General features: G+C 38.1%; 13 protein-coding genes. All 13 read left to right on the plus strand.

The window, feature by feature from the left end:
* Window positions 1-117 precede the first annotated feature (117 nt).
* From YH65_RS00985 to YH65_RS01045, 13 genes are read left to right on the plus strand one after another with little or no spacing between them, the layout of a single operon-like run.
* A complete protein-coding gene (locus tag YH65_RS00985; protein WP_046550242.1) occupies window positions 118-2,493 on the plus strand; it encodes a multiheme c-type cytochrome in 2,376 nt (791 codons plus the stop codon).
* 50 nt (window positions 2,494-2,543) lie between these two features.
* Window positions 2,544-3,380: an ABC transporter permease gene (locus tag YH65_RS00990; protein ID WP_046550243.1), complete on the plus strand. Its 837-nt coding sequence runs from the start codon at window positions 2,544-2,546 to the stop codon at window positions 3,378-3,380.
* A complete protein-coding gene (locus tag YH65_RS00995) occupies window positions 3,381-4,739 on the plus strand; it encodes an ATP-binding protein (protein ID WP_046550244.1) in 1,359 nt (452 codons plus the stop codon).
* Complete coding sequence (locus YH65_RS01000) at window positions 4,729-6,036, plus strand: ABC transporter ATP-binding protein (protein WP_046550245.1); 1,308 nt, start codon at window positions 4,729-4,731, stop codon at window positions 6,034-6,036. The genes YH65_RS00995 and YH65_RS01000 overlap by 11 nt, the downstream gene beginning before the upstream one ends.
* The gene (locus YH65_RS01005; protein WP_046550246.1) at window positions 6,033-6,917 is read left to right on the plus strand and encodes a ParB N-terminal domain-containing protein; all 885 of its coding nucleotides are present in this window, start codon (window positions 6,033-6,035) and stop codon (window positions 6,915-6,917) included. Before YH65_RS01000 ends, YH65_RS01005 begins: the two co-directional genes overlap by 4 nt.
* Window positions 6,914-7,576 carry a hypothetical protein gene (locus YH65_RS01010; RefSeq protein ID WP_052746040.1) on the plus strand — a complete coding sequence of 221 codons (663 nt, stop codon included), beginning with the start codon at window positions 6,914-6,916 and terminating at the stop codon, window positions 7,574-7,576. Before YH65_RS01005 ends, YH65_RS01010 begins: the two co-directional genes overlap by 4 nt.
* Window positions 7,573-8,448, plus strand: coding sequence for an alpha-1,2-fucosyltransferase (locus YH65_RS01015; RefSeq protein WP_046550247.1), 876 nt, complete (start codon window positions 7,573-7,575; stop codon window positions 8,446-8,448). The genes YH65_RS01010 and YH65_RS01015 overlap by 4 nt, the downstream gene beginning before the upstream one ends.
* On the plus strand, window positions 8,445-9,425 hold the full coding sequence (locus YH65_RS11155; RefSeq protein WP_052746042.1) for a glycosyltransferase family 2 protein: 981 nt from the start codon (window positions 8,445-8,447) through the stop codon (window positions 9,423-9,425). The genes YH65_RS01015 and YH65_RS11155 overlap by 4 nt, the downstream gene beginning before the upstream one ends.
* Window positions 9,426-9,438: 13 nt before the next feature.
* Complete coding sequence (locus tag YH65_RS01025) at window positions 9,439-10,683, plus strand: glycosyltransferase family 25 protein (RefSeq protein ID WP_169745654.1); 1,245 nt, start codon at window positions 9,439-9,441, stop codon at window positions 10,681-10,683.
* Entirely contained in the window at window positions 10,676-11,614 is a 939-nt protein-coding gene (locus tag YH65_RS01030; protein WP_154806452.1) for a glycosyltransferase family 2 protein, read from the plus strand. Before YH65_RS01025 ends, YH65_RS01030 begins: the two co-directional genes overlap by 8 nt.
* Window positions 11,611-12,438 (plus strand): glycosyltransferase family 2 protein, encoded by an 828-nt coding sequence (locus tag YH65_RS01035; protein WP_052746044.1) that lies wholly within the window; start codon window positions 11,611-11,613, stop codon window positions 12,436-12,438. Before YH65_RS01030 ends, YH65_RS01035 begins: the two co-directional genes overlap by 4 nt.
* Window positions 12,428-13,414 carry a glycosyltransferase family 2 protein gene (locus tag YH65_RS01040; protein WP_046550249.1) on the plus strand — a complete coding sequence of 329 codons (987 nt, stop codon included), beginning with the start codon at window positions 12,428-12,430 and terminating at the stop codon, window positions 13,412-13,414. The genes YH65_RS01035 and YH65_RS01040 overlap by 11 nt, the downstream gene beginning before the upstream one ends.
* The gene (locus YH65_RS01045; protein ID WP_046550250.1) at window positions 13,411-14,226 is read left to right on the plus strand and encodes a glycosyltransferase family 2 protein; all 816 of its coding nucleotides are present in this window, start codon (window positions 13,411-13,413) and stop codon (window positions 14,224-14,226) included. The genes YH65_RS01040 and YH65_RS01045 overlap by 4 nt, the downstream gene beginning before the upstream one ends.
* The last annotated feature ends 64 nt before the right edge of the window (window positions 14,227-14,290 follow it).

A 14,290-nucleotide genomic window follows, 5' to 3' on the forward strand; every position in this document is an offset into this window, starting at 1 on the left:
TTGGAGGTGCCCTATTTTAGCTTTTTAAAATCATAAATTATAGCATAAACCGGTAAGAATCCTCTGAAGCTAAAAACTTTTTGCTATAATCGTCTTCTATAGCAGGAGATTAAAAAAATGAAAAAAATACTCTATTTTTTAAGTGTACTGACCATTGTGGTGGCAGCAGGAGAGACGAATAGCTGTCTCAAATGCCACCAGGGGATTGAGCATATAAGGGACCACAAATCCAAAATGATGGATAAGATTTTTGCCAAGGCGGATGAAGCCGATATAAGAGGCAATGACTGTGTGGTCTGTCACGGTGGAAATCCTGAGGCATCGACCAAGGAAAAGGCGCATAAAGGAACACCGGAGTACTTTAAAGACAATGAAGGCCCCAAAGCTTTCTACCCGGATCCGGGAAGCCCGTGGATCAACGAAAATACCTGCGGGATGTGCCACAAGAAGCAGATAGCGGCACAGTGGAACAATCTTATGGCAACTGAAGCCGGAAAGATCCACGGCGCCCTGTGGGGATTTGGTGCCAAGGACGGGTATGACCACAACCACAGCAACTTCGGTAATGAAAACATACACAAACGCATCGGTACGGATGTTTACAGCAAGTATATGAAAGAACTGAGTGTCAAAGAACCGCAGGGCTTTCCGAAAAAGATGAAAGCACTGCCCCCTGCACCTACAGCGGAGGAGATAGAGAAAGATCCTACACTTTCTGTCTATACCTATCTCAGGCAGGAATGTCTCAGGTGCCATACGGGCGGCAAAGGACGTAAAAGAAGGGGAGACTTCCGGGGGATCGGATGCTCCTCCTGCCATATTCCCTACTCCAACGAAGGGTATTATGAGGGGAATGACCCGACCATTGACAAGAATGCTTCCGGCCACCTGCTGGTACACGCTATCCAGTCTTCACGAAAGGTAAAAGTGAAAGTCCATGACAAGACCTACTCCGGGATCCCGGTGGAGACCTGTACGACCTGTCACAACCGAGGAAAGCGTATCGGTGTGAGCTATCAGGGATTGATGGAAACGGAGTATCAGGCCAACTTCGATGCCCAGGGGAACGGGCAGCCCAAGCTGCATACCAAGCGTTACCTGCATTTGCAAGAGGACATACACTATTCCAAGGGGATGCTCTGTCAGGACTGCCACACGTCCATTGATCATCACGGGGACGGTTTTAATGTGGGAGCAAACCTGGGTGCCGTGGAGATCGAGTGCCAGGACTGCCACGGAACGACGGACAAATACCCGTGGGAACTGCCGCTTGGCTACAGTGACGAGTTCAAGACCACACCGAAGACCGGTAAGTCCAGAGGGGTGGGGCATACCCTGGCCAAATACCTGGAGCAGGGGTATGTTCCCGAAGACAAGGGTGATGGTTTCCTGCTCTCTGCACGCGGAAACCCGCTTCCCAAAGCCATTAGAAAAGGCAATGAAGTGGTCATGCATCTGGCTTCAGGGAAAGATTTGACGCTCAAACCGCTCAAACTGCTCAAAAAAGAGGGCAAGATCTCCAAAGAAGGGCTGGTGGCGATGGACCAGATCAAGGCACATACGGACAGGCTGGAGTGCTATACCTGCCACGCGACCTGGGCACCGCAGTGTTACGGCTGTCATGTCAAGATAGACTACAGCGGCGGTAAGCAGAACCCAGACTATCTGGCCGCTTCTGCAAGCCATCACAACGGTGTGACGGCTGAAGTGCACAACCTTAAGGACTTTCTGGTTGACGGAAAAGTGACCGAGACGCGATCCTACCTGCGCTGGGAAAATCCTGCCCTGGCACAGAACGGAGAGGGAAGGATTTCTCCTGTCATCCCGGGTTGTCAGGTCATCCTGACGGTCATCGGCAAGGACGGCAAAGCAAAACTACACAATCACATCTTCAATATCCCCAACAAAGAGGGAAGAGGCAAAGAGGGTGTCAACTCCATTGTCATGTCGCCTGTCAACCCGCATACCATTACCAAAAAGGCAAGAACCTGTACCTCCTGCCATGATTCCGCCAAAGCACTGGGTTACGGCATAGAGGGCGGAAAATACTTTGCCGACCAGAGCAAAACGACCATCGTAGACCTGATGAGTGCGGACAAAACGGTTCTGCCGAACAGAACGGATGAGCAGATGCCGGGCATTCCCAACCTCAAAGACGATCTCTCCCGTTTTGTTGATGAGAACGGTACCCAGGTACAGACCGTAGGAGACCACTGGAAACTCTCTCAGGCACTTGACAACGAAACGCGAAGCAAACTTGACAGAAGAGGCGTCTGCCTCAGCTGTCACCAGGAGATGCCAAGCGAAGACCTCGCCGTCTCTCTCATGGTACATACTGCCAAATTCGCAGGAGTCAGGATTGACAACAAGGTTCACCATGCGATTATTCACAAAACCATTCTTCTGAGTGCCTGGGTGCAGGTCTTGGCCGGGTTGGTGCTTGGTGGCAGTTTGGTGTATTGGTTAATGAGGCGTAGGAAGAAGAGAAAATAATTAGGTTTTGGATATAATATTTAAACAAAATATAGAATATAAAGAGATTAATGAAAAACAATAGTAGGGATTTTGAGTTTACTATAGAAGCAGGCAGGGCTGAACGCCACTACTGGATGGATCTGTGGCGCTACCGTGAACTATTCTATATTCTGGCATGGCGTGATATCGCGGTAAGATATAAGCAGACCATTATTGGTGTGGCATGGGCTGTACTCCGTCCGCTTTTAACGATGATGATCTTTGTTGTGGTTTTCGGAAAGATTGCAAAATTGCCAAGCGAGGGGGTGCCTTATTCCATTTTCGTATTTGCAGCTATGCTTCCCTGGACTTTTTTTGCCACGGCATTTTCTGATGCCAGTAACAGTCTCATCGGTAACAGTAACCTTATTTCGAAAGTCTATTTCCCCAGATTGATCATCCCTGCTGCGTCGGTTATAGTTGCAGGGGTGGATTTTTTGATCTCTTTTGTGATACTGATCGCTTTGATGCTGTGGTATCAGTATCTCCCAGGTTGGCAAATAGTGACCTTGCCATTGTTTTTACTATTGGCTTTTTTTGCAGCGTTGGGTGCAGGGTTATATGTGGCAGCACTGAATGTAAAGTACAGGGATTTCCGTTTTGTCATACCTTTTATCGTGCAGCTCGGGCTTTATATCTCTCCGGTGGGTTTCAGTACCACGATCGTACCCGAAAAGTTTCAGTTGCTCTATTACCTGAATCCGATGGTAGGTGTCATAGATGGTTTCAGGTGGGCGATCAGTGGAGGAAGAACGGCTTTTAATATGACAGAGTTGATGATGTCGATTGTTATGATAACTTTTCTTTGTATTTTAGGTATTTACCATTTTAGAAAAACAGAAAAAACTTTTGCGGATGTGATCTAGATGCAAGAGATACTGAAACAAATTAAAGCAGGAGAAGGACAAAAAACAGAATTCAAACGTTCTTTTCAAAAAGAAGTCATAGAGTCTATCGTCGCTTTTGCCAATGCCAAGGGCGGTAAAGTCTTTATTGGGGTTAGTGACAAGGGTGAGATTATGGGTGTTGAGCTCAAGCAAGAGAGTCTGCAAAGCTGGATCAATCAGGTAAAGCAAAACACTTCTCCGTCAGTTATCCCGGACATGGATGTTGTAGAGATTGACGGCAAGCAAATCGTTGTTGTTGATGTTAAAGAGTACCCCATCAAGCCGGTAAGCTATAAAAACAGATATCTGCTAAGAAGACAGAACTCCAACCATGTGATGAACATGGAAGAGATTGCCAATGAATACCTGAAGACCAAAAACAGTTCCTGGGACTACTATGTCGATGAGCGACAAAGTCTGAATGATATAAGTCTAGAAAAAGTAGAACAGTTCATCGAGAAAATAGAAAGACATTTTGGTAAAATCTTTCATGACACGCCTATGCAGATACTGCAAAAATACGGCCTGATCGTAGATGACAAGATCACTTTTGGCGCATACCTGCTTTTTTCTAAAGATTTTAATGCTATCTCGGGTGTTCAGGCGGGTCGATTTAAAACCCCCACAGACATTATAGACAGTATCTCTCTCAACACGGATCTCTTTACAGAGATCGATGAACTCATTGTCTTTCTTAGAAAACATTTTATGGTGGAGTATATCATTACGGGAAATCCACAAAGGGAAGAGCGTTATGACTACCCTTTGGAAGCGGTTAGGGAGATCGTGCTCAATATGATCGTACACAGGGACTATCGTGACAGTAGTGACAGTATTATTAAGATATTTGATGATCGTATAGAGTTTTTCAACCCGGGTGGTCTGTATGATGATCTGACGATAGAAGAGTTGAAAAGCAATAATTATATTTCAAAAACAAGAAACAAGCTGATCGCGCTCATGTTTAAAGAATGTGGCCTCATAGAAAAATATGGTTCAGGCATAGACAGAATAAAAAGGCTGTGCAAAGAACATCGTCTTCCTAAGCCAAAGTTTGAGGAGATTCAAAAAGGTTTTAGGGTTACTGTCTATAAAGAAAAGAAAGACTATGTCGGAGTAAATGAGGGAGTAAGTGAGGGAGTAAATGAGGGAGTAAATGAGGGAGTAAAATTACTGTATACTCTCATACAAAAAACACCCAATAAAAAGACTCCTTTCTTTGCTAAGGAATTAAATACTTCTGTAAAAAATATAGAACGGTGGATAAAGCAACTTAAAGATGAAGATAAAATAGAGTTTCGCGGTGCACCGAAAACGGGAGGATATTATGCCAAGTAGCCATTCTGACATCGCCATTAAAGTCGAAAATCTCGGCAAAAAGTACCTCATTAAGCATGAGAAACAGGAGCCGTATAAAACTTTTCAGGATGTGCTCCTGAACAGCGGGAAAAAGATCATCACATCACTCAACCCCTTTGCAGAAAAAAAAGCTGATGATGAAAGCACTGAAGAGTTCTGGGCATTAAAAGATGTGAACTTTGAGATCAACAAGGGTGACAAAGTCGGTATCATCGGTCGTAACGGTGCAGGTAAATCGACGCTGCTTAAAGTTCTTTCACGCATTACTGAACCGACCACAGGGAAGATCCACATCAACGGACGCATCGCCAGTCTTCTGGAAGTAGGTACAGGTTTTCACCCAGAACTGACAGGACGGGAAAATATCTTTCTAAACGGTGCTATTTTGGGTATGAGCCGTGCAGAAATAAAAGCGAAGTTCGATGAGATCGTTGCTTTTGCAGAGGTGGAAAAGTTTTTAGATACGCCTGTCAAGCGTTATTCCAGTGGGATGTACGTTCGTCTGGCTTTTTCGGTTGCGGCGCATTTGGAACCAGAAATATTGGTGGTGGATGAAGTTTTGGCGGTTGGAGATGCAGCTTTTCAAAAAAAGAGTCTTGGCCAAATGCAAAAAGTTAGCCAGGACGGTAGAACTATTTTATTTGTGAGTCACAACTTGTCTCAAATTCAAAAGCTTTGTAATAAAGTTATTTATATGGATGCAGGTAAAATTATTTCTGTAGGAGATACAGAAAAAGTCATAGGAAGGTATAATCAAACTTACACACTAGAATCTGCATCGTATTGGCAAAATAAGGAAAAAAAGTATAAAAAAAGTATTATACCATTAGAGTTAAAAATAGTAAATAAGGATAAGTCACTATTATCAATTATTAATCGAAAACATATAAATGAAGCCCTGGCAATGATCAAAATACAGGTGACAGAAGATATTAAGGACTTAACACTTGGTTATAGTCTATTTGATTCTTCAAATCATTACCTATATAGATCTTTATTTACTGATGACTCATCATACAAAAGTTCTTCAATTAGAAAAGGAGTATATATATTTACAAGTAAAATACCTCTGGAATATTTAAATGAAGGTAATTATACTTTAGTATTAGATGCGTCAATATATAAAAAAGAATGGTTATTTAACCCTCTAAACGACCAAAGCATTTCCATAGGGTTTGAAATTCAAAATCGTTTTACTATATCAGAATATTGGCAAGACAAAAGAGTAGGAATTATCGCACCATCTATAAAGTGGAGCATAAATAAATTATTATGAAGAGAATAGATTATATTTTAATTTGGGGACATGGAATAAAATATTTTGAAGAGATACGTTTATTAATAAGGGAATCTCCTGATTTTAATATAAAAAAAATTATTTTTCATAAACCAAAATCTATTAATAAGCTTGTAAAAGTAATCTACTCATATGATTATGCACCTTTTGAGCATTTAAAAGCAAAAACGAAATATTTAAAAAAAACACCGGAAGAAGTTATATTTTTATTTATTGAAAATAAAAATCCTGACGTTGATTATCTTGGGGAAGGTTCGTTTAGACATGAAGAATCTCTAAGCTTAAAACAATTAAAAGAAAAAATAAGAGATAAGTATAATCCTAGAAAAGATGGAAAACGTACTGAAAACCATATAATTCATGCATCAGACAATGAATTACAGACAGACTACATTCTCAAATATCTTTCTTTTAAAGAAGGGGTTAAAATATTTCAAAGTAGAAATAAGTATTTATCCCTACCTTATTATATTGATAAAATAAATAAGCTGAAGATAAAAAAAATTCCTATTAATGCGCTTATTTGTAATATTGCAGTAGGTAAGAATAGATATGATTGCTCTACAACAAGTACTAATATAATGAACTCTCCTCACTTTCAAGGCTTAACTAAAGATATATCAATTTACAAAGAGTATATTGATAAATATATTGGTGGAGTATTGACAGAAGATTATTATCCAGAGCGATTGATTGCTTTGTCAGATAAACTGGAATATTTACAGAATGATTATTGTAATGCATATATAGTCGTTAAAAAAGTCAATAATGATTATCTGATTTTAGATGGTCTTCATCGTGCTTCTGTTCTGTTATCGCGAGATATGAAAAAAATAATTGTAGGTGAGGTAATAGAATGATTTTAGATTTAGATAAGTTCTTTCAGGAATTTAATCATCAAATATATTGTATTATCAAGCCAAACAAGGATTTGCCTAGTTATAAAAAAGGCTCTGATATCGATATATTTTGTTATGACATTGATAAAATGACTACAGTTATTTTAAATGTAGGAAATCAGTATATTGAAAAAGGGCTTGAAATTGTTATGTCAAACATGAATGGACAAAGATATGTTGATTTTATCCATACGGATACAGGTGAAATTGAGTTTAGATTTGATTTATATGAGGTTTTACCTACATACCAAAAACTTTTAATCAAACCTGCTTTTTTTGAGAATGTAATAGAAAACAGAAAATTAGTTGATCTTAGTGTTGATTGTAGTATTTTTATACCAAGTCCAATTGATGACAATATACTTAGATATATTGAGTATCAAGAGTGGTATGGACAAAGACCGGATAAAATTAAACACATCAACTATATTGTAGAATCGTGTACATCAAATGAAAAAAATAAATTTTTAGAAAAGTTGCATCATTATACAGAGTTGCCTCCTGTAGAATCAATATATCCTATTAAACAGAATAGAAATTATTTTATAAAATCAATCGCTCGAAAAGTATGGTCAAAATTGCCTGCTAAAGTTAAATCATTTATCAAGAAATTCATGTGATTATAATCAATATTTTAGGTGGCCTAGGAAACCAAATGTTTCAATATGCTTTTGCTTATTCTATGGCACACAAAACTGATGCGGTTGTAAAATTAGACATTGAAGATTTCAGTAACTATGATCTACGTGAATATGAACTAAGTCTCTATAATATCTCTTTAGATTTGGCTGATATAGATGAGATTGATAAGCTAAAGTATGAACAAGAAACACTATTTAAAAAAGTGGCTCGAAAGCTACAAAGAACATCGCGCCCTCTTTCTAGCTATTATTATAAGGAATCTGGTTTTTCTTATGACTCACATGTGTACGAACTAAAAGACAACGTCTATTTTCAAGGATACTGGCAAAGTGAGAAGTATTTTTTAGACTACAGAGACGCGCTACTCAAAGAGTTTCTTTTAAAAGATGGACTTCATCAAGAAAGTCGAGCTTATGAAAAAAAAATCAATCAATCCGTATCTGTCAGTTTACATATCAGACGCGGGGATTATGTGTCAAATGCACATACAAACAGTGTTCACGGAACATGTTCTTTGGAGTATTACAAAGGTGCTGTACGCTATCTCCAGAGCAATAGTCATCCGACGCATTTTTTCATTTTCAGTGATGATCTTGATTGGGCTAAAGAGAACTTGAATTTTATTGAAAATATTACTTTTGTATCGCTGGACAAAGATACACCTGACCATGAAGAGATGTATCTTATGAGCCAATGCAAACATAACATTATTGCCAATAGTTCATTCAGCTGGTGGGGTGCTTGGCTTAATCAAAATGAAGACAAGATCGTAGTGGCTCCTAAAAAGTGGTTCAATGATACTACCATTAATACCAACGATCTTGTCCCGAAAGAATGGATACGACTATGAATACGCCAATGATCTCTGTTGTGATGCCCGTCTATAATGGAGAAAAGTATCTCAATGAAGCTATTGACAGTATTCTACACCAGACCTATACTGATTTTGAATTTATTATCTTAAATGATGGCTCCACTGACAGGACAGAAGAGATCATCCTCTCATATGATGACCCTCGAATCGTCTATGTGAAAAATGAAGAGAACTTGCAGATCGTTAAAACGCTAAACAAAGGCATTGCCCTTGCTAAAGGGAAATATATCGCCCGTATGGATGCGGATGACATCAGTTTGCCGGAGCGGTTTAAGAAGCAGGTGGAGTTTATGGAGGAGAATCCGGATATTGATGTCTGTGGAACATGGGTAAAGACTATTGGATATAATGTTGAGCAGTGGCAATATCCCGTAGGGCATGAACAGATTAAATCTTATTTATTATTTGATTCAGCCTTGGCTCATCCCTCGGTAATATTCAGAAGTACAGTTTTTGAACATATTAACTATGAAGAAGCCTATAATAAAGCAGAGGATTATGCTTTATGGGTTGAATTGTCAAAAGAACATACACTGCATAATTTGCCACTATATTTACTTCAATACCGGTTACATCCAGGACAAACAGAATCAACAAGGCAATTTGAGGTTGCAAATATGGTAAGAAAAAAAATGTTAAATAATTTAAATTGCTCTCTGAAGACTGATCAAATCAAATCATTTACAAATATTGTATTAGGAAAAGCTGTTGAAATAGATAAGATGGATGATGTGTTTACTGTGATACTTGAAGCAAATAATCGAACCATTTTTATAGATGATAAAACCCTGAAGATTATTATAGAAGAAAAGTTTTGGCACAACTTGCTTATCAATGTAAAATGCAATGCAAAGGTATTTTACAAAAATGGATCAATTTTAAAAAAATATAGTATGCGAAAGTATTTTAAATCTTTTTTTAAATGTATAATTGGTTATAAAAATGACAAATAGTATTTTTACCAAAATGGCTAAACTTATATCACTTTTGATAGATGAAGGACCAAAAGATACTTTTAACTATATAAAACAGTACTTATATGAAAAAAAAATTAGGAAGAAAGAATATCAAATAATACAAAAGTTCAAAAACGTAAATAACCTAAATATCAAAACTGTAAAAATTTTGACATATGGCAGTAATGCCGAACTCATTCTGCAATTAAAAAATATTTTTAGTGAAAAGTTTGAAGTGGATATTGTTTCTGAGCAGAAAAAAAAGTTTACGGATGATTTGTATATCATTATTGACCCGCAAAATGTTAAATACTTTCCCAAAAACTATATTATACTTTCCCGCAATTCCCAGATACCATCTTCTGTGTATTCTAAATGGCACTATTTTAATGTTTTGAAGAACGCCATAGCAATATTCGATAGTGATTTAACTCATATTGCATACTTACAGCAAAATAATATCAATTACAAGAGAATATTCTATATTCCAATAAATAATAAATACCATAATCTGGAGTTCTATATAAAAAGATTTTTGCTATCAGTAGATTTAATAAACTTTTCAGAATTGCCATTTGATATGCTCTCTCAAAATAATCAGAAAAGGTATTGTTTGGGATTGCCGGAAAATATAGAACGAAGAGAATCTTTTCTTTTGGATAATAAGTATAATTTTAGTATATTTGATGGTTTGAGACATTATTTTGGGTGGAAAGGATGTGCATATAGCTATAAATATCTTATTCAATATGCAAAAAGGAACAAGTGGGACTACGTCATTATATGTGAAGATGATGTTCTGTTTTCAGATGATTTTGAAAAAAAATTAGAATCGATTATTGAGTATTTAACTCAAACGAATCATGAATGGAATATTTTTTCGGGTTTGATCTCTGACCTCCATGAAGATGCAGAAGTTTCAAGAATTGAATTTTATAAGAATACAGAATTTATTTATTTAAACAAAATGACAAGTACGGTTTTTAATATATACCATAAAAGTATTTTTGATACATTATTGCGTTGGAATGAAAAAAGTGATGATGTTCTTATAAATACCATCGATCGGTATATTGAAGCACAGAAAGAGTTAAAAGTAGTCACTATATTTCCTTTTTTGGTAGACCATAAAGAAGAGCAGGCATCCAGTATCTGGAATTTTCAAAATGATAAATATAGTGATATGCTTGCAAACAGCAGAGAGACTTTAAAGAAGAAAATTCTTGAATATAAAAAAAGATGCGAATATGAATAAACCTCCTTTAATATCGATAGCAATGGCAACCTACAATGGTGAAAAATACCTGACAGAACAGCTGGATTCAGTTTATGCGCAGACGTATAAAAACATAGAAGTAATTGTAACAGATGACTGTTCTACAGATGAAACGGTGAAGATCCTGGAACAATATGCTGATACCCATGGATTGAAATATTATGTGAATGAAGAGAACCTCGGCTTTGTCAAAAATTTTGAAAAGGCCATTTCCCTATGCAGTGGAGAATATATCGCACTTGCCGATCAGGATGATATCTGGCTTCCACACAAGCTTGAATTTTTGCTGGAAAAAATCGGCTTACAACTGATGATACACAGTGACTGTTCCATTATTGATGCAAAAAATGAGATAGTGATTCCCTCCTGGAAAAAAGAGAACGGTTTCATGGTCGGTGTTGAAAACCTGCTGTTCAAAAATGTTGTAACAGGATGTACGGTTTTAATGCATAGAAATCTTTTGGACAATGCTTGTCCCTTTCCTGAAGGAGTTACGTATCATGATTGGTGGCTGGCTTTGTGTGCGGCCGAAAAAAACAGTTTGAAGTATACGGATGAATGTTTGACACGCTATAGAGAACATGCTGCACAGGACACCGGACGGGGTGATGACAGTCCTGTTTTGAAAAGAGTGTATAGGAATGTTAAAAATAGATACCGGAACATGGATTTTTATCGAACTGTCGGGTATAAAAAGCATTTGCAAAATCTCTATGTTCTAAAGAAAAATCCAGAATGCCTTTCTGGATATCAAACTGTTTTATCTGATACGATAACATACTTTGAAAACTATCTGGATCAAAAAATTCATCTTAAAACATTTTATATCGGTATGAGGTATCATAAAGTACTTTATCCGTATAAAAATTATTTGTATGTGAAAAATATATTGATGGATATTGTAGGATGAGAGTAGCGGCTGTCGTAGTATTGTACAATCCTGCAGATGAAATTCAAGAGAATATCGATTCCTATATCGATCAAGTTGATACAGTGTATGCTGTAGATAACTCTGATGATAAGAATGAGTCACTTATAAATGAATTGAAGCAGACTGGGAAGATAGTCTATGTAGATAACGGGGGGAACAAAGGGATCGCCAATGCATTGAATGTAGGCGCGAACAAGGCAACAGAAGACGGATATGATTTTTTACTTACCATGGATCAGGACAGCAGGGTAAGCGAAAAGATGCTTTCTACAATGTTGGAATGCTTGGGGACTGTGGATATCCCTACATTGGGGATTCTCTCCCCATTTCATGCCAGCAAAATACATACGGTTTCCCGGGAGCATGGGTGCATAGAAAAAAAAGTGGTGATGACATCCGGAAACCTTTTGTCCCTGAAGGCATACAGAAAAACCGGTCCTTTTCTGGAAGAACTGTTCCTTGATTATGTCGATAATGAATATTGTCTTCGTCTGCAGAGACATGGCTACAGAGTGATACAGGTTTCAGAGGCAATCCTCTTTCATAAGTTGGGAGAACTCTCTCTTCGTCAGCTTTTCGGTAAAAATATCTATTGCTACAATTATCCGCCGGTGCGTTATTATTATCGTGCAAGAAATGTTATTGCCATTCATAAGAAACTTGAAGTGGCCTGGGGAACAGAGATATTAAGGGATATGATAAAGATCTTTTTATATGAAAAGAACAAGTTGCAAAAATTTCTGTATATTTGCTATGGTATGATAGATGCGATACAAGGAAAAATGGGGAAGTATGATAGATAAAAAAATCTCATTTGTAGTAGTCAACTACAATTATAGAGAAGATATCCAGAAACTGATATCTTCATTATCGATATCATGCTTCCGTTTACCATATGAAATTGTGATTGTGGATAATGCTTCAACTGACGGTAGCAAAGAATATTTTTCCGGTCTGTCGGAAAATATTATCTATCGATATATGGATAAAAATATTGGATACGGTGCTGCAAATAATGTAGGAGTGGCACTTTCCAGTACAGATACCATTGTACTGATCAATCCTGACACTTTGATAGAAGATGAGGGCTTTGATACGTTTATAGCTATAGTACAAAATGAAAAAAAGATAGGTGTATTTGCCCCTAAAGTAGTCTACCCTGATATGCAGATTCAGCCGAACTGCGGTGCTTTTTCCACATTGAAGACATTTATTATGCAATCGCTCAAAATCGGTTACTTTGTAAGAAAATTTGGCTTGGTTGAAAATTTGAAAGGGGTTGTTTCATATTTACCATTTTTACAAAAAACTTTTATAGGTACGTATTTGGATAATTTTTCTGATCAGGTTACCTGTAAAGAGTGTGACTGGGTCAGTGGGGCGTGTATGATCATGAGAAAAGAAGTTTTTAATGAAATCAAAGGCTTTGATGAGAACTTTTTTCTGTACTGTGAAGATGAAGATCTCTGTCGACGTATTTCTGAACATGGATATGAGATAGTGATAGATACAGCTTTTACGATCGTCCATAATGAAGGATTCATCAAAACAAGAAAAAGTAAAGCTTTGACACCTATTGCAAAATACAGGTACCAGAGCAGTATATATTACCTGGAAAAACATGTTGGCAGAGTTTCCGCTTTTCTGTTGCGGATATTTTATGTTTTTCAACACCTGTTTAACGGAATGTTTTATCTTCTGTTCGACTGGAATACTGCTAAAACATATTTTGAATTTCTCCCTGAATTGCTTTTCCCCGTTGAAAGAAGACAAAGATGAAGTATTCCGTTCTACTCTCCGTCTATCACAGGGAGAACCCGCTTTTTCTGGAACACTCCCTGAGGAGTATCGAACGACAGACCCTGCCGCCCGAAGAGATCGTGCTTGTAAAGGATGGTCCTTTGACAAAAGAACTCGATGCGGTGATTGAGAAACATATGAATACTTCTTCATCCCCTTATACAATTGTTTCTCTTGAGAAAAACCAGGGATTGGGTATTGCACTGAACAGAGGTATAAAACACTGCTCCTACGAATGGGTCGCACGAATGGATACGGATGATATCGCCCTTCCTGATCGTTTTGAAAAGCAGTTCGCCTATTTGTCGGAACACCCTGATACGGACATAGTGGGAGGGTGGATATGTGAGTTCGACAGTAACCACGAAATCTGCAACAAAGAAAGACGGGTGCCTGCTTCGCATGAGGCGATCGTACGCTTTGCGAAGCACCGGAATCCCCTGAACCACATGACGGTCGTTTTCCGTAAGGAAGCGGTACTGGATGCCGGTGGGTACCTGCCCATGAACGGATTTGAAGATTACTACCTTTGGATGCGAATGCTTCAAAAAGGGAAGCGCTTTGCAAACATTCCTGAAGTACTGGTAAAGGCGAGAACAGGTCGGGATATGATAGCCCGTCGTCAGGGGTGGAAGTATGCCAAAGATGAGTTGGCTTTGGAAAAAGTAGCCTATCAGACAGGTTTCTGGTCTGCGCTGGACAGGGTGCGAAATCTTTTTACACGTTTTCTCCCCCGGCTTCTGCCGGTAGCTATAGTTGAAAAACTGTATAACCTTTTGAGAAAAATCTAAAGGTTTATTAGGAATGGAAAATCAATAAAGTTTTCAAGAAAAGAAGCTCTTTTGTTTGTGCATC

This window comes from Sulfurovum lithotrophicum (assembly GCF_000987835.1).
Lineage (GTDB): Bacteria > Campylobacterota > Campylobacteria > Campylobacterales > Sulfurovaceae > Sulfurovum > Sulfurovum lithotrophicum.